Source organism: Colwellia sp. BRX8-9, assembly GCF_014077245.1.
In the GTDB taxonomy this organism is placed as follows: Bacteria; Pseudomonadota; Gammaproteobacteria; order Enterobacterales; family Alteromonadaceae; genus Colwellia_A.
Genome location: NZ_JACGVN010000003.1, coordinates 65,541 through 88,734, shown reverse-complemented (window position 1 = coordinate 88,734; position 23,194 = coordinate 65,541). Strand labels below are relative to the sequence as shown.

Here is a 23,194-nt window from a genome sequence, read left to right as displayed (position 1 = left end):
AAGTCAAAAATTTAATAAAATATAGAACCGCTAATTTTAGCGCGTACAGTAAAATTATCCCAGTAATATTATTACTATATTAATTAAGAAATATTGACCTTTAATTGTTAATTTCTAGCCTTTGGTAAATTAATATGGTATAAAGTGCGCCGTTAAATTTGTCGATTGAATAGCATAGTTATTTAGATTTTATCTAAGTATTACTCAGTGTTTTCGGTTATCCGATTACTAACTTGTTGTTATCGATAGTGTTTAGCTTTTAAACTTGTATTATTAAAAATAATAATACTTATTATAAATTCACATACATTTATTAAGAATATGTCGGGGTGCTCAGTTTGAATTTGTCTTAATTATAAGCAAATAATCGAACAATAAAGAGTCAGGTATATTTGAATGTATGAACGCTTAACCCCCTAAACCAAATAAAGGAAAAATCATGCCAAACGTTTCTATGCGCGATATGCTTAAAGCAGGTGTTCATTTCGGTCACAAAACCCGTTACTGGAACCCAAAAATGAAAACTTACATTTTTGGTTCACGCGATAAAGTTCATATCATCAACCTTGAACAAACTGTTCCTATGTTCAATGAAGCCCTTGCTTTCTTATCAGGTGTTTCTGCGAAAAAAGGTAAAGTTTTATTTGTTGGTACTAAGCGCGCTGCAAGCGATGCAATTAAAGATGCTGCTATCAAATGTGATCAGTTTTACGTTAATCACCGTTGGTTAGGTGGTATGTTGACTAACTGGAAAACAGTTCGTCAATCAATCAAGCGTTTAAAAGATCTTGAAGCACAAAGCTCTGACGGTACTTTTGAAGCTCTTACTAAAAAAGAAGCTTTGATGCGTACACGTGAAATGGAAAAACTTGACAAAAGTCTTGGTGGAATCAAAAACATGGGTGGTTTACCTGACGTTTTATTCATCATTGATGCTGATCACGAACACATTTCTATTAAAGAAGCTAAAAACTTAGGTATTCCAGTAATATCTGTAGTTGATACAAACTCAAACCCAGATAACATTGATTTCATTATCCCGGGTAACGACGATGCAATTCGCGCTGTGACTTTATACACTGATTCTGCTGCTAACGCAGTTTTAGCTGGTCGTGAAAAGAACATTGTTGTTCAAGCTGAAAAAGACGGTTTTGTAGAAGCTGAATAATTTCAGTTTTTCATAATCTTTTTTGCTATTGCCACAAGCGTGTTAGCGCTTGTGGCAACATATTAATATTTATGCCCGGCTTTAAATAGTTTAGGGGATAACAAAATTTGAGGAATTCTCTCATGGTAATTACTGCTGCAATGGTAAAAGAACTTCGTGAACGCACAGCTGCGGGCATGATGGATTGTAAAAAAGCTTTACAAGAAGCTGAAGGCGACATGGAACTTGCGATTGAAAATATGCGTAAGAACGGTCAAGCAAAAGCGGCTAAAAAAGCCGGTAACATCGCTGCTGAAGGTGCTATTTTAATTAAAAGCGCTGATGGCGTTGCTGCACTTCTTGAAGTTAACTGTCAGACTGATTTTGTTGCAAAAGATTCTAACTTCTTAGGTTTTGCTAACGAAGTTGCAGACGCTGCTTTAGCATCAAAAGCGACAATCGAAGAGTTACAAGCTCAATTCGAAGAAAAGCGTATTACGCTTGTGACTAAAATTGGTGAAAACATCAATATCCGTCGCGTTTCATACGTTGAAGGTGCTGCATTAGCTTCATACAGCCATGGCGCTAGTATTGGTGTTGTTGTTGCTGGTGAAGGCGATGCTGAATCATTAAAGCACATTGCTATGCACGTTGCTGCAAGTAAGCCTGAATTTTTAACACCTGAAGATGTTGCTGATAGTGTTGTAGAAAATGAACAGCGTATTCAACTAGATATCTTAAAAGCTGAAAACGATGCTCTTGATGATAAAAAGAAAAAACCTGTTGAATTACTTGAAAAGATCATCATAGGTCGTATGAAGAAATTTACCGGTGAAATTTCTTTGACAGGTCAAGCATTCATCATGGAACCTAAGAAAACTGTTGGTGTTGTTCTTAAAGAGAAAGGCATTACGGTTTCTAACTTTGTTCGTTTAGAAGTTGGTGAAGGCATTGCTAAGAAAGAAGAAGACTTTGCTGCTGAAGTTGAAGCACAAATTGCTGCATCAAAAGCTTAATTTTTAAGCATTTAATTCAGTAAAACAGTTCTTTTTTCAGTTTAGACTTTCGATAGTCAGCTAAACGTATTAAAATAGCCGCGGTCAAATTGATCACGGCTATTTTTTTCGCCTATTTATAGACAAAATACAGGAATGTTTTTTATGAGCATCAGTCCAAAACCAATATATCGTCGAATTTTATTAAAACTTAGTGGTGAAGCCTTAATGGGTGAAGAGGGTTTCGGTATCGACCCTAAAGTTTTGGATCGTATGGCTCAAGAAATTAAAGAACTGATTGAAATGGGCATCCAAGTGGGTTTAGTTATTGGCGGCGGTAATTTGTTCCGTGGCGCTGGTCTTGCAGAAGCAGGAATGAACCGCGTTGTTGGTGACCAAATGGGTATGTTAGCAACCGTAATGAACGGTCTTGCGATGCGTGATGCCTTACATCGCGCTTTTGTTAATGCTAAATTAATGTCTGCTATTGACTTGGCAGGTGTTTGTGACCGTTATAACTGGGCTGAAGGCATCAGTTTATTAAAATCTGGCCGTGTTGTTATTTTCAGTGCCGGTACCGGTAATCCTTTCTTTACCACAGATTCAGCAGCCTGTTTACGCGGCATTGAGATTGAAGCTGATGTGGTTTTAAAAGCGACTAAGGTAGATGGCATCTACTCAGATGACCCTGTTAAAAACCCTGATGCTACCTTATATAGCCAATTAAGTTATAACGAAGTATTAGAAAAAGAACTCAAAGTAATGGATTTAGCCGCATTTACGCTCGCGCGTGATCACAATATGACTATTCGTGTTTTTAATATGAATAAGCCAGGTGCACTAAAAGCAGTGGTAATGGGCGGTAATGAAGGTACAACTATCGACCATTCAGAAAATTTAGTTTAATTTTTGATTTAAAGGAAATTCAACGTGATAAATGAAATAAAACAAGATGCTCAAGACCGTATGAGTAAAAGTATCGAATCATTAAAAAGCAATTTAAACAAAGTAAGAACGGGGCGAGCACATCGTTCTTTACTTGATAATATTGTTGTTGATTATTACGGTATGGAAACACCATTAAGTCAAGTGGGCAACATTGCTACACCTGATGCGCGTACTTTAGCGATTACTGTCTTTGATAAAGGCATGATCGGCGCGGTAGAAAAAGCAATTTTGAAATCTGATTTGGGCTTGAACCCATCATCTCAAGGAACACTTATTCGTATTCCTTTACCACCTTTAACAGAAGAGCGTCGTAAAGATCTTGTTAAAGTGGTTAAAAATGAAGCTGAAAATGGCAAGGTCGCTATTCGAAATATTCGCCGCGATGCTAATTCAGATGTAAAATCATTGAATAAAGAAAAAGAAATTAATGATGATGAGATGCATCAGTCTGAAGATGATATTCAAAAATTAACCGATACTTATGTAAAACAGGTTGATGATATCTTATCTATTAAAGAAAAAGAGTTAATGGAAATATAACTTCTTTAACCGATAATATAAACCGTAGTTATTAAATGATCACTACGGTTTTTTTTACAGAAAATTTGAATCTAGCTTGATTAGTATGACGGAACGATTATGACTGAAGCAATAACAGATACTTTAATCAAAGTGCCGCAACACGTTGCCATTATAATGGATGGTAATGGACGCTGGGCACAACAACGTGGAAAAACACGGGTTGCAGGTCATAAATCAGGTGTTGAATCAGTTCGAACATCAGTGAGTACTGCGATAAAATACGGGGTGAAAGCATTAACACTTTTTGCCTTTAGTAGTGAAAATTGGCAACGTCCAGAACAAGAAGTTAGCGTATTGATGGATTTATTCATGTTTGTGCTAACACGAGAAGTGAAAAAGCTTCATAAAAATGATGTGCGCTTCCAAGTGATTGGCGATGTTTCACGTTTTTCAGAAAATTTACAAAAAAAAATAAAAGTTTCAGAAGATTTAACCGCAAACAATAAAGGTATGGTATTGTCTGTTGCAGCTAACTATGGCGGACGTTGGGACATAGCTAATGCCGCTAAAATTTTAGCTGAAAAAGTATCCAATAACACCATGTCTGTTGATGATATAACCGAAGAAACACTCCATCAATATACTTGTTTAGCTAACTTACCTGAACTTGATTTACTTATTCGTACCGGTGGTGATTTTCGCATAAGTAATTTTTTGCTATGGCAAGCAGCTTACGCAGAATTTTATTTTACAGAAACACTATGGCCTGATTTTGATGAACAAGCGCTCATTAACGCAATGGGATGCTTTGACCAAAGAGAACGACGTTTTGGTCAAACAGGTGAACAAATAAAAATTTAAGACTATAAATTAAAAACAATAATAACGATAAAATTAAATAGCATTTATAAGGGTTTCCATTTGTTAAAACAACGTATTATTACCGCTGTTATCTTAGCGCCTTTAACTATTTTCGCCATTTTCTATTTACCTCTAGATCAATTTGCGGCTTTGTTTATGGCTGTTATGGCTATTGGTGCATGGGAGTGGGGGCCTTTAATGGGCTTTGCCAATAAGCGCCGTCGTCTTGCTTTTGTTTGTGCGACGATTATTCTTATATCTGTGCTTTGGTACGCACTACCATTGTTACAACTCTGGTCTAATGATGGGCAGCTCCATTCAGGTGTGTCGCTGGTATTATGGATTGCTGTTGCTTGGTGGGTGCTATCAGCAACGCTAACCTTTCTTTATCCTCGCTACAGTAAGTTTTGGTCAAGCCATCGCTCGATTCGTGGTGTATTTGGCTGGTTAACGCTTATTCCTACTTGGCTCGCTTTTATGGTGCTGCGCAGTAATGATTACAACCAAGATCCGTATAATGGCGCTCAGCTGATTATGTTTTTATTCTTAATGGTGTGGAGTGCTGATGTAGGTGCTTATTTTGTCGGTAAATCTATCGGTAAACGTAAACTACTACCCAATGTCAGTCCAGGCAAAACCCTCGAAGGTTTTATTGGTGGTGTTGTTTGTGCCTGTATCTTTATCAGTATTGCCGGTTACTCGCTCGGATGGCAGCAACATCAATTTACGTTAGCGTTAATTGTCACCGCTATCATCACAACAGTGTCAGTGCTAGGTGATTTAAATGAAAGTATGTTTAAACGCCAAGCAGGCATAAAAGACAGTGGCGCAATCTTACCTGGTCATGGCGGTATCTTGGACAGAATTGATAGTTTAACGGCTACTGCGCCGATTTATGCATTATGTTATGCCTTATTAGGCTGGCAGTAGGTTGATATAAACGATGCGTAAACTTTGTATTTTAGGTTCAACAGGATCGATAGGTGTTAGCACCTTAGAGGTTGTTAGACTTCATCCCACGTTATTTTCTGTTGAGTCTTTATCGGCGAATACCCGGGTTGATGAAATGTTGGCGCAGTGTCTGGAATTTAAACCGAGCACTGTCGTTATGGTGGCCGAGCATGCGGCACAAGCTTTAAAAGTAAAACTCGACCAAAACGGTTTACAAAATATTGAAGTACTCAGTGGCGGACAAGGCTTAATTGATATTGCTCAAGCTGATACCTCAGATACTGTTATGGCTGCTATTGTTGGAGCGTCAGGTCTTTTGTCTACTATGGCTGCAGTTAAGTCGGGTAAAAGAGTACTGTTAGCAAATAAAGAAGCTTTAGTGACTTCAGGCGCTTTGTTTATAGATGCGGTTGAAAAGTATGGTGCAGAATTATTGCCGATAGACAGTGAACACAATGCTATTTTCCAGTGTTTACCCGCTAATGTACAAGCTAAGCCAGGTCGATGCGACTTAGCAAGTAATGGCGTCAGTAAAATATTACTGACCGGCTCAGGTGGTCCGTTTAGAACTTTTTCAGTCGAACAGTTAGCAGAAGTAACCCCAGCACAAGCGTGTGCCCACCCTAATTGGGAAATGGGCCGTAAAATTTCTGTAGACTCTGCGACCATGATGAATAAAGGTCTAGAATTTATTGAAGCAAAATGGTTATTTAATATCGACCCTGACGATATCCACGTTGTTTTACATCCGCAAAGTACCATTCATTCAATGGTGCAATATAAAGACGGTAGCGTGATAGCTCAAATGGGTAATCCTGATATGCGTACCCCCATTGCTCATGCCTTGGCTTATCCGCAGAGAATTGATTCAGGTGTCGCACCCTTAGATTTTTTCAATACGCCATCATTTGAATTTGAAGATGTCGATTATCAAAAGTATCCTAATTTAAAATTAGCCATAGCGGCTTGTAAAAGTGGCCAAGGTGCATGTACAGCCTTAAATGCCGCTAATGAAATTGCCGTTGATGCTTTTTTGAACGAAAAAATAAAATTTACTGATATTGCAAAAATAAATGAAACTTCTGTGAATAAATTTGTCTCAGAAAGGGTGGCATCAATTGATGATGTCGTTGCGCTTGATGCAAGTGCTAGAGAATTTTCACGTAATTTAATTGCCAGTGGCTGCTTTGTAGTCAATGATGTGGCGATTAATGAAGTTAACGAAAAAGGTAATCTATAGTTGTTTGATTTTTTTTGGAATTTAGCCTCTTTTGTTGTCGCTTTAGGTATTTTGATTACGGTGCATGAATACGGCCATTATTGGGTTGCCCGCAGAAACGGCGTGCAAGTAGAGCGTTTTTCAATTGGCTTTGGCAAAGTATTATGGCGAAAAGTTAATAAAGAAGGTACAGAGTTTGTTATCGCCTTAATTCCATTGGGTGGTTACGTTAAAATGCTTGATGGCCGCGTTGATGAGGTCAAACCCGAAGATATTGATAAAACTTTTAATAATAAAACGGTTTATCAGCGTATAGCGATAATTGCTGCTGGGCCTCTAGCAAACTTTGCTTTTGCTATTTTTGCTTTTTATCTGATGTTTCTAATTGGTGTGCCGAGTGTAAAACCGATTGTTGGTGAAATAATGCCAGAATCTATAGCGCAGCGGGCGAATCTTACCAGTAACAGTGAAATCATTGAAGTTGCCGGTCAAAAGACCTTAGATTGGCAAGATGTCAATCTAGCGTTAGTCTCGCAAATAGGTGAGAGCGCTTTTACTATAAAAACAAAAGAACAAGGTAGTGCTTCACCGAAAACTTATAATTTGGATGCGGCTAACTGGTCTTTTTCACCCGATAAAGAATCAGCCATTAGTAGTTTAGGTATTGCTCCTTATAGAGCCGCTGTTTATGCTGAGCTAGCTTTTATTGAAGAAGGTAGTGTTGCAGATAAGGCCGGTCTAAAAGTTGATGACAAGTTAATTAGCATCAATAACGAAAGTATTAATGGCAGTTGGGCGATGTTTTCAAAAAATATTAGTCAACTTCCGGAACAAAACGTTATTTTAGTCGTCGAAAGACTTGGTGAAAACAAAGAGATAATGGTAACACCGGCTTTAATTGAACGTGCGGGTAAGAAAATAGGTTATTTGGGTGTGGTTCCAAAATCTGACTCTTACCCAAAAGAATATTTATTTGAGTTACGTTACGGCGTTGTTGATGCTTTAGGACAAAGCTTACAGCGTAGTTGGAACTTAGTAGTATTGAGTTTTGACATGATAGGCAAGCTCTTGACGGGTGATATTTCTGTTAAGAACTTAAGTGGGCCTATTTCTATCGCACAAGGAGCAGGAAATAGTGCACAATATGGTTTGGTATATTTCCTAGGTTTTCTGGCTTTAATTAGCATTAACTTAGGTATTATAAATTTATTACCTTTACCAGTGCTTGATGGCGGGCATTTATTTTATTATCTTGTGGAAATTGTCACAGGTAAACCCGTATCAGAAAAAATACAAGAAATAGGTTTTAAGTTTGGTACACTAGCCCTCTTAGGCTTAATGAGTATCGCATTATTTAACGATTTTTCGCGGTTATAACAAAAGAAGTAATAAAAGTTAGCATTTATGATAATTAAAAAAATTGCCCTTGCGGTATTATTAGGTGCCTTAGGTACAACAGCACAAGCCTCTGAAGAATTTCAAGTAGAAGATATTGAAGTAAAAGGGTTACAGCGTGTCGCACTCGGCGCTGCTTTGACTCATATCCCTTTTAATACGGGAGATACGCTCAATGAATTCCGTATTTCTCAGTCGATAAAGTCTCTCTACAAGTCAGGACATTTTAATGATGTTGTCGTTTATCGTGAAGGTAATAGAGTTATCTATCGTGTTCATGAGCGTTCAACGATCAGTGAAATCACCTTCGATGGCAATAAAGACTTAAAAGCAGAGCAACTAACTGAGAGTCTTGACGGCAGTAATATTCGAGTCGGTGAAACACTCGACATGACTATAATTTCCGGTATTGAGGTAGGCTTAGAAGATTTCTACCACAGTATTGGTAAATATAATGCCGATGTAAAAGCTGAAATTATTCACTTGCCTCGTAACCGTGTTGACATAAATTTTGTTTTCACCGAAGGCGATGCTGCAGCTATAGAGCAGATTAACGTCGTTGGTAACGAGATATTTTCTGATGTTGAGCTTCTTGAACGCATAGAACTTACCTTTGATTCTCCTTGGTGGGATTTTATGGCGCAAGACCGCTATCAAAAACAAACCTTACAAGGTGATATAGAAACGATTAAAAGTTACTATTTAGACCGTGGTTATCTGCAATACAAAGTAGACTCGACTCAGGTGTCAATGACCCCTGATAAAAAAGCGGTTTATATTGCCTTGAATATCACTGAAGGTGAACAATTTAAAGTCAGTGAAATAGATTTTATTGGTGATATGGTTGGGTTTGAACGTACGATCCGAGCTATTAACCCATTACGTCCAGGTAAACTTTATAATGGTGCAGAGGTAACGTATACCGAAGAAACTATCAGCCGTTATCTAGGCCGTTATGGTTATGCTTACCCGAAAGTAACCGTTATTCCTGAAATTAATGAAGAAGAAAAAACGGTTAAACTGACTATTTCTATTGACCCTGGCAAACGTGTTTACGTTAACCGTATTAACTTCGAAGGTAATAATGTTACTGCCGATAAAGTACTACGCCGTGAAATGCGTCAAATGGAAGGTGCTTGGTTATCGAATAATGCTGCCGAAAGTTCAAAAGCATGGCTACAGCGTTTACCTTATTTGGAAGATGTTGAATACGAAACTAAACAGTTACCAGGTGATGATGACTTAGTTGATATTGACTTTACGGTTAAAGAGCAACCCTCAGGGTCTTTTACTGCCGGTATTGGTTATGGTTCTACGACTAATTTAAGTTTAAGTGCAGGTATACAGCAAAACAACTTTTTAGGAACGGGTAACCGCTTGGCATTTAATGTTAATACTATGAGTTATCAGCAAAGTGCGAGTATTTCTTATACCGACCCATACTTTACTGTAGATGCTGTTTCTTTAGGCGGGCAAATATATTACAGCGAGTTTAATGCGGGTAATGCGAACTTAGTTGAATACAACAATAGAACTTATGGTGTTGGGCTTAACTTAGGCTTTCCTATTAATGAATATGTTCGTTTAAACTTTGGCGTAGGTTACAAAAGTAACGGTATTACACGTTTACAAACTTATGAACAAATTCAACAATTTTACGAGATATATTCTGATCCTAATAATCCTGATGGTGGTTTAGAATTTGAAAGTTTCGATTTATCGATGGCTATATCTCGCACGACATTAAACCGTGGTACCTTTCCAACAGACGGCTCAAGTCAAAGTTTGACTTATAAAATGACAACGCCAAATTCAGATGTTGATTATTTTAAAATTAACTTAGACACTAAATGGTACTTCCCATTAACACAAGATCAACGTTGGACAGTGCTAGCACGTTTAAACGCCGGTTACGGTAATGGTTATGGCACCATAGATGGTAATGACCAGATATTGCCTTTCTGGGAAAACTTTAGAGCGGGCGGTTCTGATACATTACGTGGCTTTGAAAATAACATTGTTGGCCCACGTGCGGTATTTCGCTATCCAACACAAATCACAGGTACTCCTGATCCGGTCGAGGGTGGAAGTAGTTGTTGTTTAGGGCAAGATCACGATTTTATTAACGTCTCACAGCGTTCTGTTGGTGGTAATGCCATTATTGTCGCGGGTATCGAACTTATTGTACCAACACCATTACTTGATGAAGGTTTCTCGAACAGTGTTCGTACCAGCTTTTTTGTCGATGTTGGTAATGTTTGGGATACAGAGTTCAACTTAGAAGACTACAACGATTTAGTAACCTCTGAATTTGAAAAGATTGATGATTATTCAGATGTTGGTCGTTATAGAAGCTCTGCCGGTTTATCAGTGCAGTGGTTATCTCCTATGGGCCCAATGATCTTTAGTTTCGCGAAAGCACTAAAATCAGAAAAAGACGATGATAAAGAGTTCTTTAGTTTTAATATAGGTAAAACATTTTAATAAAGAGAACTTTCAGGCATAGTGCGTATAAATTTACTAAGGGGGTTTAATTCTTATAGTTAGCCCCCATAGCTATTACATGACAATTATAAAAATTAATGCAACTTATATCAAAGTTGTGAAGTAATAATATTTTGGAGATAAAATTGAAAAAATTCATTAAAACAGTTACTTGCTCTGCAGTAGCGTCAACGTTGTTATTAGCAAGCTCTGTAATGGCTGCTGATCAAAAAATCGCCGTGGTTAATTTCCAAGAAGTGATGAGTAAAATCCCACAAACAACGGCAGTAATGCAGGTACTAGAAGCTGAGTTTAAAGATGATAAAGCTATTTTAGCTCAGTTAGAAAAAGACATTAAGTACTACCAAGAAAAGAAACAGCGCGACGGTTCATTAATGAGCGCTAAAGATATCGAAGAACTTGATACTCAAATCGCAACATTATATCAAGATTACCAAGCTAAAGGTAAAGCGTTCCAACAAGCAACTGGCTTGCGTAAGAACGAAGAAACAAACAAAATTATAGCCTTGGTTCGTCAAGCTATCGACAGCATTGCTGCAAAAGACAAATATGACCTTGTTTTAGAACAGCAAGCCGTTATTTTTGCTAAGCCAGATGCAATGATCACTAATAAGGTTGTTGAACAGGTTAGTAAACTTAACTAAGTCTACCGCTAAGTAGTAGATATAAGGTTAATTTAAGCCTTACCGTTATAAAACTTGCAACTATTATTAATAATATTAGTTGCAAGTTTTTTTTCTAGCCTAATAAAATCATATTGGTTTTAGCGTCTTTTCCAGTTATGCTCATTGAGCATCCATAAAAATATTAAGTGTTTATGTCTTATACTCTCAAACAGCTAGCTGAAAAAATTGGTGCTGAGGTTCATGGTGATGAAACATATATCATTCATTCACTTGCCACATTATCAACCGCTAATGCACAACAAATTGCATTTTTAGCCAATAAAAAATACAGCCAACAGCTTGCTGATACTAAAGCTGGTGCGGTTATTATTTCTTCTCAACACCTTAATGACTGTAATACCCATGCGCTAGTGATGAATAACCCCTATTTGGGTTATGCACTTACCGCACAATTACTTGATACCACTCCAAAACCGGCTAACAGTATTCATCCCTCGGCTCAAATTTCAGCGGATGTTACTTTAGGTGATAATGTCGCCATCGGCGCTAATACTGTGATAGAGCAGGGCGTAGTTATTAGTGATAATGTTACTATTGGTGCGGGCTGTTTTATTGGTGTTCAAGCAAAAATCGGCGCAAGTACTAAATTATGGTCCAATGTTAGCATTTATCATCGTGTTGAAATTGGTCAAGATTGTCTAATTCAAGCGAATACGGTTATTGGCTCTGATGGCTTTGGTTATGCAAATGACCAAGGTAAATGGTTGAAAATACCTCAGCTGGGAAGCGTGATTATTGGTAACAAAGTCGAAATTGGTGCCAGCACGACTATCGATCGTGGCGCGCTAGAAAATACAGTGATTAAAGATGGTGTTATTTTAGATAATCAAATTCAAATTGCTCATAATGTTGTTATTGGTGAAAATACCGCGATGGCAGCTTGTAGTGTTATTGCAGGCAGTACCGTTATTGGCAAAAATTGTGTGATAGCGGGCCTTGTTGGTATTAATGGTCATATTGAAGTTGCTGATGGTTGTGTTTTTACCGGCATGACCATGGTGACCAAAGATATTAATGAATCCGGTGTTTATTCTTCGGGCATGCCGTGCCAACCAAATAAAGAATGGAATAAAAATAATGCCAGAATTCGCAAATTAGAAAGTATACTTAAGCGCATTAAGAGTGCAGAGCATGACATCGAGCACTTAAACAATATTATTGAAAAGGAATAGTCCGTTGGAATTACCAAAAAACACCATTGAAATTGCAGAAATCAAAGCATTACTGCCACATCGTTACCCCATGCTTTTGGTCGATCGCGTTTTAGATTATCAGCCAATGAAAACATTGCATGCTATTAAGAATGTTAGTATTAACGAACCTGTGTTTAATGGTCATTTCCCTGATCTCCCTATTTTTCCTGGTGTGATGATCCTCGAAGCTTTAGCGCAAGCAACTGGGCTTTTAGGCTTTAAAAGTACAGATGGCAGAGATAAAAATGAAATGTACTTATTTGCTTCAATTGATAAGGCAAAATTTAAAAAGTCTGTTGTGCCAGGCGATACTATGCATTTGCATGTCGAGTTCTTAAAAGAGCGTCGTGGTATGTGGAAATTTTATGGCGAAGCTAGGGTTGAAGGTAAAGTTGTTTGCTGCGCTGAACTTATGTGTGCAAGAAGAGTGGTATAAATGGTGACTTCCAATAAGCAGAGCTTAATTCACCCTCAGGCGATTATCGAAGAAGGCGCTAGCATTGGCAAAAATGTTAGTATTGGCCCTTGGAGTTATATTTCTAAAGATGTCGTTATTGGTGACAACTGTGTGATTAATTCTCATGTTGTCATTAAAGGCCCAACAAAAATTGGCGAAGGCAACAAATTCTTTCAATTTGCCAGTATTGGTGAAGATTGTCAGGATCTAAAGTATGCCGGCGAGTTAACCGAATTGATTATTGGTGACAATAATGTTTTTCGTGAATCTTGTACGGTCCATCGCGGCACGATTCAAGATAATAGCCTAACGCAAATAGGCAGTAATAATTTGTTTATGGCGTATACCCATGTTGCCCATGATTGTATCGTTGGCAGTCACTGTATTCTTGCAAATAATGCCTCTATTGCTGGCCATGTTCATGTAGGTGATTACGCTATTTTAGGTGGTATGACAGGCGTTCATCAGTTTTGTCATATTGGCGCGCACAGCTTTGTTGCGGCAAATTCGCTGATTTTAAAAGATATACCGCCTTATTTGATGGTGTCTGGTCAACCGGCTTCTCCTTTTGGTTTAAACTCAGAAGGGTTAAAACGCCGAGGTTTTGACAAAGAGGTTATTTTAACGATCAAACGAGCCTATAAAGAAGTGTATCGTAAAGGTTTAAACGTTAACGAAGCTTTAGAAAAAGTTGCCGCATTAGCCGATGATATGCCAGAGTTAACCTTGTTTGCTGAGTTTATTAAAAACTCTAGCCGTGGCATTGCCCGCTAAACACGATTGTTAAAAGTATAGAGTAAAGGTTAATGACAAAAACAGTAGAAAAACAGGCTATTCTCCAAACATCACCCATTATAAATAGTTCAACTGCTCAACAATCGCCCGTGTTTGGGCTTGTTGTTGGCGAGCATTCTGGCGATACGCTCGGCGCTGGTCTTATGAGCTCTCTAATATCTGTCTATCCTAATGCCAAGTTTATCGGTATTGGTGGTCCAAAAATGCAAGCTTTGGGTTTCGAAAGTTTGTTTGAAATGGAAGAGCTTTCCGTGATGGGCATTTTTGAAGTATTGGGCCGCCTCAAACGCTTATTTCATGTCAAAGACTGTTTAGCCGCGCAGTTTATTAATAATAGACCCGATGTGTTTATTGGCATCGATGCACCCGATTTTAATTTAAGGCTAGAAAGACAACTAAAGAAAGCGGGTATTAAAACAGTTCATTACGTTAGCCCATCTGTTTGGGCTTGGCGTGAAAAGCGTATTTTTACCATTGAAGCGGCTACCGATATGGTGCTGTCGTTATTGCCTTTTGAAAAAGATTTCTATGATAAATATGAAGTGCCCTGTACTTTTGTCGGCCATCCGCTAGCAGACGACATTCCATTTCATTCGGATAAGCGTGAAGCGAGACAAGCACTCAACTTACCGCTTGATAAAAAAATACTTGCGCTTATGCCTGGTAGTCGTGGTGGTGAGTTATCTCGATTAACCGAGCCTTTCTTACTTTCTGCGGTACAACTTTTAGCACAAGACCCACAATTACATTTTGTTGTGCCGATGATCAGCGATAAGAGAACCGAACAATTTAGCCAATTGAAAGAAAAGATAGCGCCAAATTTAGCGGTAACAATTATTACTAATAAAACCCAACAAGTGATGGCTGCCAGTGATTGTTTACTTATGGCCTCAGGTACGGTAACACTGGAAGCTGCGTTAGTTAAACGCCCCATGGTGATTTGCTATAAGTTCAATGCTTTTACTTATCACATGTTTAAAGGCCTAGTAAAATTAGAATGGTTTTCACTACCTAATTTATTGACGAAAAAAACACTGGTACCTGAATTACTGCAAGGTAAAGTCAGCGTTGATAACATTGTGCCGTTAGTTAAAGAACGTTTATACCAAGACCAATCGTCACTTGAAGATGAATATATGAAAATTCATCTCGCTTTAAAACAAAATGCCAGTCAAGAAGCGGCGAAAGCTGTAATGGATCTAATGTCAAAATGAGTAATGAAGCGGTAAGCGATACCAGTTTAACCCCCCGTAAGAAAGTGGCAAAAGCTAAAAAGATTTTCCCACCTTTTGAATACCCTATTGCTTACTGTATCGCAGGAGTCGATGAGGTTGGGCGAGGACCTTTGGTGGGTGACGTTGTTACCGCGGCGGTTATTCTTGATCCCGAAAACCCTATTGAAGGTTTAATGGATTCAAAAAAACTATCAGATAAAAAGCGTCAGTTACTTGCTGTGGAAATCAAAGAAAAAGCTATTGCTTGGGCTGTTGGAAGAGCAAGCCCGGAAGAAATAGACACCTTAAATATTCTTCATGCCACTATGTTAGCGATGCAGCGAGCAGTACAAGATTTATCAGTAACACCTGATTATGTTTTAGTTGATGGTAATCGTTGCCCTATTTTTATGCAGGTGAACGGCAACATTGCTAGCCAATCTGTGGTTAAAGGCGATGATCGGGTTAGTGAAATAAGTGCGGCATCAATTCTTGCAAAAGTTGTTCGAGATGATGAAATGCTCGCTTTAGATGAATTACATCCCGAGTATGGTTTTGCAAAACATAAAGGTTACCCAACCAAAGCCCATTTAGAAAAAATAGTAGAGCACGGTGTACTTGATTGCTACCGAGCAAGCTTTAAGCCAGTAGCACAAGTTATTGCTATGCAGGGTGTTTTACCGACAAAAACTAAACAAGAAGACTCTCAGGTGAAGTGTTAATGTCAGAGCAAGTATTAGTTGATGCAGCCGAATTAGTGTCAGTCAAAGCTCAACCAAAATTTATTCATTTGCGAGTGCACAGTGACTATTCATTATGTGATGGTTTAAATAAAGTAAAACCTATTGTCGCCAAAGCCTCAGCTTTAGGGATGCCAGCTATCGCGCTAACCGACCAAACAAACCTTTGTGGTCTGGTTAAATATTATCATGCCGCTCACGGCGCGGGTATAAAACCAATTATTGGTTGCGATCTCTGGGTTAAAAGTGATGAATTAGAGAATGAACTTTCCCGCATTGTTGTTTTAGCCACTAATAATGTCGGCTACAAAAATCTCACTGAACTCATTTCTAAAGCCTACCTTCGGGGTCATGTTCAAGGCAAGGCGGTTATCGATAAGCATTGGTTAATTGACTATGCTCCGGGTTTGATCTTATTGTCGGCGGGTCGCGAAGGTGATATTGGTAAAGCGCTGATTAAGGGAAATTTCGAGCTGGTCAATAAAATGGTCGATTTTTACCAAAGCTACTTTCCTGATTGCTTTTATCTTGAACTGATCAGAACCAACAGAGAAAACGAAGAAAACTATATCCATTTGGCTGTCGAGCTGGCAGAAAAAGCGTCACTCCCTGTGGTAGCGACGAACGAAGTGATGTTTATTTCTCCTAAGCGCTTTGATGCCCATGAAATACGTGTTGCCATACATGATGGTTTTACCCTCAACGATAAACGTCGCCCGAAAAAATATTCTAAAGAGCAGTACCTTCGAACTGAAGAGGAAATGTGTGAGTTATTTTCAGACATCCCTGAAGCGATTGAGAATACGGTTGAAATCGCCAAACGCTGTAATGTTACGGTTAGGCTTGGAGAGTATGTTCTCCCTGATTTTCCAACAGAAGGTTTATCGATAGAAGATTACTTGGTTAAAGTGTCTGAAGAAGGTTTACAAGACCGCTTAGAGACCTTATTTGATAAAGACGCAGCAGATTTTGCTGAAAAGCGTAAACCCTACGACGAACGTTTAGCCATTGAACTTAAAGTGGTTAACAATATGGGCTTTCCCGGTTATTTTTTAATCGTGATGGAATTTATTCAGTGGAGTAAAGATAATAATATTCCTGTTGGTCCTGGTCGTGGTTCTGGTGCAGGCTCTCTGGTTGCTTATGCCCAAAAAATTACCGACTTAGATCCCCTTGAATACGATTTGCTCTTTGAACGTTTTTTGAATCCTGAACGTGTCTCCATGCCAGATTTTGATATCGATTTCTGTATGGACAGGCGTGATGAAGTTATTGATCACGTTGCTGAACTATATGGCCGTGATGCCGTGTCGCAAATTATTACCTTTGGCACCATGGCAGCCAAAGCGGTTATCCGAGATGTTGGTCGAGTACTCGGTCACCCTTATGGTTTTGTTGACCGCATCTCTAAGCTTATACCGCCAACACCAGGCATGACACTAGCCAAGGCCTTTGAAGAAGAGCCTAAGTTGCCAGAAGCTTACGCACAAGACAGTGAAGTCAAAGATTTAATTGATATGTGCCGTATTTTAGAAGGCACAACACGTAATGCCGGTAAACATGCCGGTGGTGTGGTTATATCACCAACCACCATTACCGACTTTGCGCCACTTTACTGTGACGAAGAGGGTAAAAACCCGGTTACTCAGTTCGATAAAAATGATGTTGAAGATGCCGGTTTAGTTAAGTTTGATTTCTTGGGACTTCGCACGTTAACAATTTTGCAGTGGGCCATCGAAATGGCTGATGCAAAATTGTTAAAACAAGGCAAAGCGCCTATTGATATTACCCGGATTAATTTAGAAGACCCAGCCAGTTTTAAAGTGTTATTAAGATCTGAGACGACGGCAGTGTTTCAGCTCGAATCTAGTGGTATGAAATCACTTATTGCCAAATTAAAACCTGATTGCTTTGAAGATATTATCGCCTTGGTTGCGCTCTTTAGACCGGGGCCATTGCAGTCTGGCATGGTTGATAACTTTATTGAACGTAAGCATGGTCGTGAAGAAGTAAGCTATCCGGATGCTACTTGGCAACATATTGACTTAAAGCCTATTCTTGAACCGACTTACGGTATTATTTTATATCAAGAACAGGTTATGCAAATTGCGCAAGTATTGGCGGGTTACTCGTTAGGTGGCGCGGATATGCTTCGCCGCGCTATGGGTAAGAAAAAACCTGAAGAAATGGCCAAACAGCGTGATGGCTTTGAGCAAGGCGCGATCAACCGAGGTGTTGACGGCGAACTTGCGATGAAGATCTTCGATCTGGTGGAGAAATTTGCGGGTTATGGTTTCAATAAATCGCACTCAGCGGCTTACGCCTTGGTTTCTTATCAAACCTTATGGATGAAAACACATTACCCTGCGCCATTTATGGCAGCGGTAATGTCAGCCGACATAGATAACACCGATAAAATTGTTACCCTAGTTGATGAATGTGGCAATATGGGGATAGATTTACTGCCTCCTGATGTTAATGCCGGTCAATATAAATTTACCGTTAACGAGCAAGATCAAATTGTCTACGGTATTGGCGCAGTAAAAGGTGTAGGTGAAGGTCCTATTGATGCCATTATTGCCGCACGCGAAGCCGGCGGTGAATTTACCGATCTTTTTGATTTTTGCGCGCGACTCGATCTTAAAAAAATTAATAAACGTGTTTTAGAAAAATTAGTTAAAGCTGGGGCCATGGACAGTTTAGGGCCTAAAAAAATTATCAACGGTAAAGAAGTACCACATCGTGCTGTTTTATTTGAAACATTACCTGAAGCAATAAAGGCTGCAGACCAATATGCAAAAGCACAGGCAGTTGGACAGAATGATTTATTTGGCTTAATTAATGAAGCGTCAGCAGAGCCGCGACAAGCCTTTAAAGATGTGCCGATGTGGGCTGAAGAAGTTTGGCTCAATGCAGAGAAAGAAACGTTAGGTTTATATTTAACCGGTCATCCCATTAATCGTTTCTTAAGTGAAATAAAGCATTATGCGACTGGACGGTTAGTAAGCTTGCAACCGACCAGTAAAGACAAAACCACGGTTGCGGTTGGTTTAGTGTTAGGTGTTAGAGTCATGGTCAATAAGCGCGGCAGACGATGGGCCTTAGTTACGCTTGACGATAAAAGCGCTCGCATGGACATTAGACTCTTTCCCGATGACTATGATAATTTTGCTGAATTGCTGGTAAGTGATGCTATTTTGGTCTGTAGCGGACAGGTCAGCTTTGATGAATACTCCGGAGGCATTACAATGACCGCTCGAGATATCATGACGGTTGGTGATGCTCGTGAAAACTATGTCTCTTCAGTAGATATTAATGTCAATAAAAACAAGGCAGGCGCAGGTTTTATTGATAAATTTACCGAGGTATTAACACCTTATAAGGATGGTACGTGTCCTGTTCGGTTGTTTTATCAAAGAGATGAAGCAAAAGCTATGCTAGAATTAGGCGTACAATGGCGCGTTACGCCTGCAGACCCTTTATTACATGAATTAAGAACCTTATTAGGTGATGGCGACGTTACTTTAAGGTTTAAATAATTTAGGGCGCATTAAAGGGTTATTTATTGTTAACCATTATAAAAAATTTATAACAAGGTCGATGACGGCTTTGTTAGCAACTTAATAGTCAAATTAAAATTATTAAGTACTCTATTTGAATAATCATGCTGTTGTTATAAAACGGCATAGAACATAGGTAAGAATAATCATATGTCATTAAATTTTTTAGATTTCGAGCAGCCTATTGCTGAGCTTGATGCCAAAATTGAAGAGCTACAATTAGTCAATAACGGTCAAGAATTAGATCTTGACCTTGAAGATCAAATTACTCAATTACGCGGTAAAAACGCTGAGTTAACCAAAAAGATTTTTGCAAATCTTGACCCTTGGCAAACAGCTCGTGTGGCACGTCATCCACAGCGTCCTTATACGCTTGATTACATACCACGCATTTTTACTGAATTCGATGAGCTTGCCGGTGATAGACACTATGCGGATGATAGAGCCATTGTTGGTGGTACTGCGCGTTTAGACGGTAAACCTGTGATGATTATTGGTCATCAAAAAGGGCGTTCAACAGCAGAAAAAGTTAAGCGTAACTTTGGTATGCCTCGTCCAGAAGGTTACCGTAAAGCCTTACGCTTAATGCAAATGGCTGAACGTTTTAATATGCCCATTATTACCTTTATTGACACTCCTGGTGCCTACCCGGGTATAGGTGCAGAAGAGCGCGGCCAAAGTGAAGCGATAGCGATGAACTTAAAGGTTATGTCACGTTTAACCGTGCCGATTGTTTGTACGGTTATTGGTGAAGGTGGTTCTGGTGGTGCATTAGCGATTGGTGTTGGTGACCGTGTCAACATGCTGAAATATTCTACTTACTCGGTAATATCTCCTGAAGGTTGTGCATCAATCTTGTGGAAAACTGCTGAAAAAGCACCTACTGCCGCTGCCGCTATGGGTATTACCGCTACGCGTATTAAAGAATTAGAACTTATCGATAATATCGTTGAAGAGCCATTAGGTGGTGCACATCGTGATATGGATATTATGGCGGCTAACTTAAAGCAAGAATTAAAATCAAATCTTGCCGAACTAGAAGGCTTGTCAAAAGAAGAATTAATTGAAAAACGTTATGACAGATTAATGTCTTTCGGTTATTGTTAAGTTGTTATAAATCGACACGAGCAAAGTAGTATTGAATGCTTTGCTGATGAAGTTGTAGTCTTATCTTACTGATTCTATCTCTAAGTTAAGGCTACAGTTTTTTTGTTTTCAGTGTCAATTAACCAAGTATTTTATGATTAAACAGACCTTAATAGATTTTTTTTCCAACCACCCTCAAAAATCACTGCTTATTGCCTACAGTGGCGGTATCGACTCTCAAGTGCTGTTACATTGCCTTGGTTCTTTAAAAACACAACATGCTATTAATAGCGATATTCGTGTTTGTCATGTTAATCATGGCTTGAGTGTTAATGCCGTTAAATGGCAAGCCTTTGCTAAAGCTCAATGCCAACTATTTGGCCTGCCGTTAGACATTATTGAAGTAAACGTGCAAGCTGTTGCCCAAAAAAGCTTAGAAGCGCTTGCGCGCGATGCCCGCTATCAAGCACTAAAATCAGTAGCTAAAGCAGGTGATTTAATTGTTACTGGTCATCACAGTGACGATCAGGCTGAAACTTTTCTACTCGCCCTAAAAAGAGGCGCAGGTTTGAAAGGGCTCTCAGCGATGCAAAGTGAAATGATGTTGGGGCAGCAATTACTGGTCAGACCGTTATTAACTATTTCACGAGCCGATATTGAAGCCTATGCGAAAGAGTATGGCTTAGTTTGGATAGAAGATGAATCGAATACGGATGAGCGTTTCGACAGAAACTTTCTCCGCCATCAAATTTTACCTAAGTTAAATCAACGTTGGCCAAGCATCAATAAGACGATTGCACGCAGTGCTGAACATTGCTTTGAAGCACAACAATTACTCGATGAATTAGCGCAGCAAGATTTAATTGCTTGCCAGTCTTCAGCTAATAAGCTGAGTGTTGTTGATTTAAATAAGCTCAGCGAAGCACGTCTTAAAAATCTATTGCGCTATTTTTTATCTTGCCATGGATTTTTAATGCCAAGCCAAAAGCAATTAATGCAAATATGCCAGCAGCTTAATGCACAAGCGGATAAGTCGCCAGTTGTGCAATTAGCTGAGTGTTGCATCAGACGTTATCAAGGTGAGTTACATCTAACGGGTATCTATCAGGACCTGTCGCTGTGGCAACAAAATCTAGCATTAGCGCTGTTAGCCGATGATAAACCGTTAGATGTTTGTCTTCCCGATCAATTAGGTTGGTTAAGTTTTTCGAATTTATCAGCACAAGTACAAGAAAACAGTGACTGGCAGTCGGTGATAAAAAAACCGGCAGAGCAACAAAAAGTGACGATTAGTTTTTCTCACGAAAACCCAAGGTGTTTGCCACAATATCGACAGCATTCAAGACCATTAAAGAAAGTCTTACAAGAGCTTGCTATACCAACATGGCAGAGAAAAAGGTTACCTTTTATCTTTTATGATAATGAGTTGGTTGCGGTAGTCGGACAGTTTGTTTGTCAGCGCTATCTAGCCGAGAACAGTGACTCAGCATTTACGCTATCATGGCATGGTCAACTGCCTCTTTAAAGGTACCGTGTAACGAATAAACTAGACAGTGTCGGTGCATAAGTGGTAAAAATCTTTCATCGATGCGTTATCTTAATAACAAAAACAATAACTAAAATAAGACAAACTATGACAACACAAAATACCTCTGTAGAAAAAACATCACTTTTTGGTAAGCTAAAAGCTATTAACATCGTCAATCAAATCATTATTGCACTTGTTGTTGGTATTGTTTTAGCGCTTGTTTTACCTGAAGTTGCACAGTCATTTTCAATACTCGGCAGTTTATTTGTTAGTGCACTAAAAGCGGTTGCTCCTATTTTGGTGTTAGTTTTAGTCGCATCATCTATTGCTAACCAAAAACAAAATAGCGATGCTAACTTAAAACCGATTGTTGGGCTTTATTTACTCGGCACAATAAGTGCTGCGCTGGTTGCTGTAGCACTAAGCTTTGCGTTCCCGGTACAGTTAACATTAGATATTATTGGCGCAAGTGCTAATCCGCCACAAGGACTAGGTGAAGTCTTATCAACCTTAGCGTTTAAAATTGTTGATAATCCGTTTAATGCGGTTGTTACTGGAAACTTTATTGGCATTTTAGCGTGGGGCTTAGGCTTAGGTTTCGCGTTGAAAAAAGGCAGTGAATCAACGAAGGTCATGGTTCATGATTTAGCCGAAGCAATTTCAAGTGTCGTTAAATTGGTTATTCGTTTTGCACCTTTAGGTATTATGGGCTTAGTCGCAAATACGGTTGCGACCACAGGTTTTGATACCTTAGGTGAGTTTAGACACTTAGTACTATTACTTTTAGGATCTATGGTTATTATTGCCTTGGTGGTTAATCCGCTGATCGTTTATTTTATTACGCGTAAAAACCCTTATCCGCTAGTATTTACTTGCTTAAAAGAATCCGGCATTACCGCTTTCTTTACGCGTAGCTCTGCAGCAAATATTCCGGTTAACATGGAACTGTGTGAAAAACTTGATTTACATGAAGATACCTATTCGGTTTCTATTCCTTTAGGTGCCACCATTAATATGGCTGGTGCGGCGATCACCATTACGGTATTAACGCTGGCTGCGGCCAATACTTTAAATATTGAAGTTGACTTTGCAACCGCTATTTTATTGAGTGTCATCGCCTCAGTATCAGCTTGTGGTGCCTCTGGTGTTGCAGGTGGTTCATTGTTACTTATTCCATTAGCCTGTGGTTTATTCGGTATAGACAGTGATATTGCTATGCAAGTAGTCGCGATAGGTTTTATTATTGGTGTTATTCAAGACTCTGCCGAAACAGCCTTAAATAGCTCTACCGATGTTATTTTCACCGCAGCCGCTTCGCATCACATCACTAAAAATCTAGAATAAATGAAGTCTTCGTTAACCACCTCATATAGAGGTGGTTGATTTTAGACC

Annotated in this window: 19 protein-coding genes; all 19 read left to right on the top strand. The window is 39.0% G+C overall.

Annotation, left to right across the window (positions count from 1 at the left end):
• The first annotated feature begins 439 nt into the window (after positions 1 to 439).
• The gene (gene rpsB / locus H4J70_RS03460; RefSeq protein WP_070374057.1) at positions 440 to 1,168 is read left to right on the top strand and encodes a 30S ribosomal protein S2; all 729 of its coding nucleotides are present in this window, start codon (positions 440 to 442) and stop codon (positions 1,166 to 1,168) included.
• A 122-nt stretch (positions 1,169 to 1,290) separates the two neighbouring features.
• A complete protein-coding gene (gene tsf, locus H4J70_RS03455; RefSeq protein ID WP_070374056.1) occupies positions 1,291 to 2,163 on the top strand; it encodes a translation elongation factor Ts in 873 nt (290 codons plus the stop codon).
• Between the two features lie 144 nt (positions 2,164 to 2,307).
• A complete protein-coding gene (gene pyrH / locus H4J70_RS03450) occupies positions 2,308 to 3,048 on the top strand; it encodes a UMP kinase (protein ID WP_070374055.1) in 741 nt (246 codons plus the stop codon).
• A gap of 24 nt (positions 3,049 to 3,072) precedes the next feature.
• On the top strand, positions 3,073 to 3,630 hold the full coding sequence (gene frr, locus H4J70_RS03445) for a ribosome recycling factor (protein WP_070374054.1): 558 nt from the start codon (positions 3,073 to 3,075) through the stop codon (positions 3,628 to 3,630).
• A 99-nt stretch (positions 3,631 to 3,729) separates the two neighbouring features.
• Complete coding sequence (uppS, locus tag H4J70_RS03440; RefSeq protein WP_182243466.1) at positions 3,730 to 4,473, top strand: polyprenyl diphosphate synthase; 744 nt, start codon at positions 3,730 to 3,732, stop codon at positions 4,471 to 4,473.
• A gap of 60 nt (positions 4,474 to 4,533) precedes the next feature.
• Positions 4,534 to 5,403, top strand: a complete 870-nt coding sequence (locus tag H4J70_RS03435) for a phosphatidate cytidylyltransferase (RefSeq protein ID WP_182221573.1) — start codon at positions 4,534 to 4,536, stop codon at positions 5,401 to 5,403.
• A gap of 13 nt (positions 5,404 to 5,416) precedes the next feature.
• Positions 5,417 to 6,664 (top strand): 1-deoxy-D-xylulose-5-phosphate reductoisomerase, encoded by a 1,248-nt coding sequence (gene ispC / locus H4J70_RS03430; RefSeq protein WP_182215646.1) that lies wholly within the window; start codon positions 5,417 to 5,419, stop codon positions 6,662 to 6,664.
• The gene (gene rseP, locus H4J70_RS03425) at positions 6,665 to 8,020 is read left to right on the top strand and encodes a sigma E protease regulator RseP (RefSeq protein ID WP_182250620.1); all 1,356 of its coding nucleotides are present in this window, start codon (positions 6,665 to 6,667) and stop codon (positions 8,018 to 8,020) included.
• 27 nt (positions 8,021 to 8,047) lie between these two features.
• Positions 8,048 to 10,522, top strand: coding sequence for an outer membrane protein assembly factor BamA (gene bamA / locus H4J70_RS03420; RefSeq protein ID WP_182243469.1), 2,475 nt, complete (start codon positions 8,048 to 8,050; stop codon positions 10,520 to 10,522).
• 146 nt (positions 10,523 to 10,668) lie between these two features.
• Positions 10,669 to 11,187: an OmpH family outer membrane protein gene (locus H4J70_RS03415; RefSeq protein ID WP_259364978.1), complete on the top strand. Its 519-nt coding sequence runs from the start codon at positions 10,669 to 10,671 to the stop codon at positions 11,185 to 11,187.
• A gap of 173 nt (positions 11,188 to 11,360) precedes the next feature.
• Positions 11,361 to 12,401 (top strand): UDP-3-O-(3-hydroxymyristoyl)glucosamine N-acyltransferase, encoded by a 1,041-nt coding sequence (lpxD, locus tag H4J70_RS03410; RefSeq protein ID WP_220465242.1) that lies wholly within the window; start codon positions 11,361 to 11,363, stop codon positions 12,399 to 12,401.
• Between the two features lie 4 nt (positions 12,402 to 12,405).
• Positions 12,406 to 12,858, top strand: a complete 453-nt coding sequence (fabZ, locus tag H4J70_RS03405; protein ID WP_070374046.1) for a 3-hydroxyacyl-ACP dehydratase FabZ — start codon at positions 12,406 to 12,408, stop codon at positions 12,856 to 12,858.
• A complete protein-coding gene (lpxA, locus tag H4J70_RS03400; protein WP_182215653.1) occupies positions 12,859 to 13,653 on the top strand; it encodes an acyl-ACP--UDP-N-acetylglucosamine O-acyltransferase in 795 nt (264 codons plus the stop codon).
• A gap of 32 nt (positions 13,654 to 13,685) precedes the next feature.
• Positions 13,686 to 14,888: a lipid-A-disaccharide synthase gene (gene lpxB, locus H4J70_RS03395; RefSeq protein ID WP_182215654.1), complete on the top strand. Its 1,203-nt coding sequence runs from the start codon at positions 13,686 to 13,688 to the stop codon at positions 14,886 to 14,888.
• Positions 14,885 to 15,610 (top strand): ribonuclease HII, encoded by a 726-nt coding sequence (gene rnhB / locus H4J70_RS03390; RefSeq protein ID WP_182215656.1) that lies wholly within the window; start codon positions 14,885 to 14,887, stop codon positions 15,608 to 15,610. Before lpxB ends, rnhB begins: the two co-directional genes overlap by 4 nt.
• Positions 15,610 to 19,167 carry a DNA polymerase III subunit alpha gene (gene dnaE / locus H4J70_RS03385; RefSeq protein WP_182215657.1) on the top strand — a complete coding sequence of 1,186 codons (3,558 nt, stop codon included), beginning with the start codon at positions 15,610 to 15,612 and terminating at the stop codon, positions 19,165 to 19,167. Before rnhB ends, dnaE begins: the two co-directional genes overlap by 1 nt.
• 171 nt (positions 19,168 to 19,338) lie before the next feature.
• On the top strand, positions 19,339 to 20,295 hold the full coding sequence (gene accA, locus H4J70_RS03380; RefSeq protein ID WP_070374042.1) for an acetyl-CoA carboxylase carboxyl transferase subunit alpha: 957 nt from the start codon (positions 19,339 to 19,341) through the stop codon (positions 20,293 to 20,295).
• Positions 20,296 to 20,428: 133 nt separating this feature from the next.
• Positions 20,429 to 21,799, top strand: coding sequence for a tRNA lysidine(34) synthetase TilS (gene tilS, locus H4J70_RS03375; protein ID WP_182250619.1), 1,371 nt, complete (start codon positions 20,429 to 20,431; stop codon positions 21,797 to 21,799).
• 108 nt (positions 21,800 to 21,907) lie between these two features.
• Positions 21,908 to 23,146 carry a serine/threonine transporter SstT gene (sstT, locus tag H4J70_RS03370; RefSeq protein ID WP_182215661.1) on the top strand — a complete coding sequence of 413 codons (1,239 nt, stop codon included), beginning with the start codon at positions 21,908 to 21,910 and terminating at the stop codon, positions 23,144 to 23,146.
• Positions 23,147 to 23,194 lie beyond the last annotated feature (48 nt).

Coding starts and splice junctions, on each gene's coding strand:
- rpsB (WP_070374057.1), top strand. CDS start 440: ATGCCAAACGTTTCTATGCGCGATATGCTTAAAGCAGGTGTTCATTTC.
- tsf (WP_070374056.1), top strand. CDS start 1,291: ATGGTAATTACTGCTGCAATGGTAAAAGAACTTCGTGAACGCACAGCT.
- pyrH (WP_070374055.1), top strand. CDS start 2,308: ATGAGCATCAGTCCAAAACCAATATATCGTCGAATTTTATTAAAACTT.
- uppS (WP_182243466.1), top strand. CDS start 3,730: ATGACTGAAGCAATAACAGATACTTTAATCAAAGTGCCGCAACACGTT.
- ispC (WP_182215646.1), top strand. CDS start 5,417: ATGCGTAAACTTTGTATTTTAGGTTCAACAGGATCGATAGGTGTTAGC.
- bamA (WP_182243469.1), top strand. CDS start 8,048: ATGATAATTAAAAAAATTGCCCTTGCGGTATTATTAGGTGCCTTAGGT.
- lpxD (WP_220465242.1), top strand. CDS start 11,361: ATGTCTTATACTCTCAAACAGCTAGCTGAAAAAATTGGTGCTGAGGTT.
- lpxA (WP_182215653.1), top strand. CDS start 12,859: ATGGTGACTTCCAATAAGCAGAGCTTAATTCACCCTCAGGCGATTATC.
- lpxB (WP_182215654.1), top strand. CDS start 13,686: ATGACAAAAACAGTAGAAAAACAGGCTATTCTCCAAACATCACCCATT.
- rnhB (WP_182215656.1), top strand. CDS start 14,885: ATGAGTAATGAAGCGGTAAGCGATACCAGTTTAACCCCCCGTAAGAAA.
- dnaE (WP_182215657.1), top strand. CDS start 15,610: ATGTCAGAGCAAGTATTAGTTGATGCAGCCGAATTAGTGTCAGTCAAA.
- accA (WP_070374042.1), top strand. CDS start 19,339: ATGTCATTAAATTTTTTAGATTTCGAGCAGCCTATTGCTGAGCTTGAT.
- tilS (WP_182250619.1), top strand. CDS start 20,429: ATGATTAAACAGACCTTAATAGATTTTTTTTCCAACCACCCTCAAAAA.
- sstT (WP_182215661.1), top strand. CDS start 21,908: ATGACAACACAAAATACCTCTGTAGAAAAAACATCACTTTTTGGTAAG.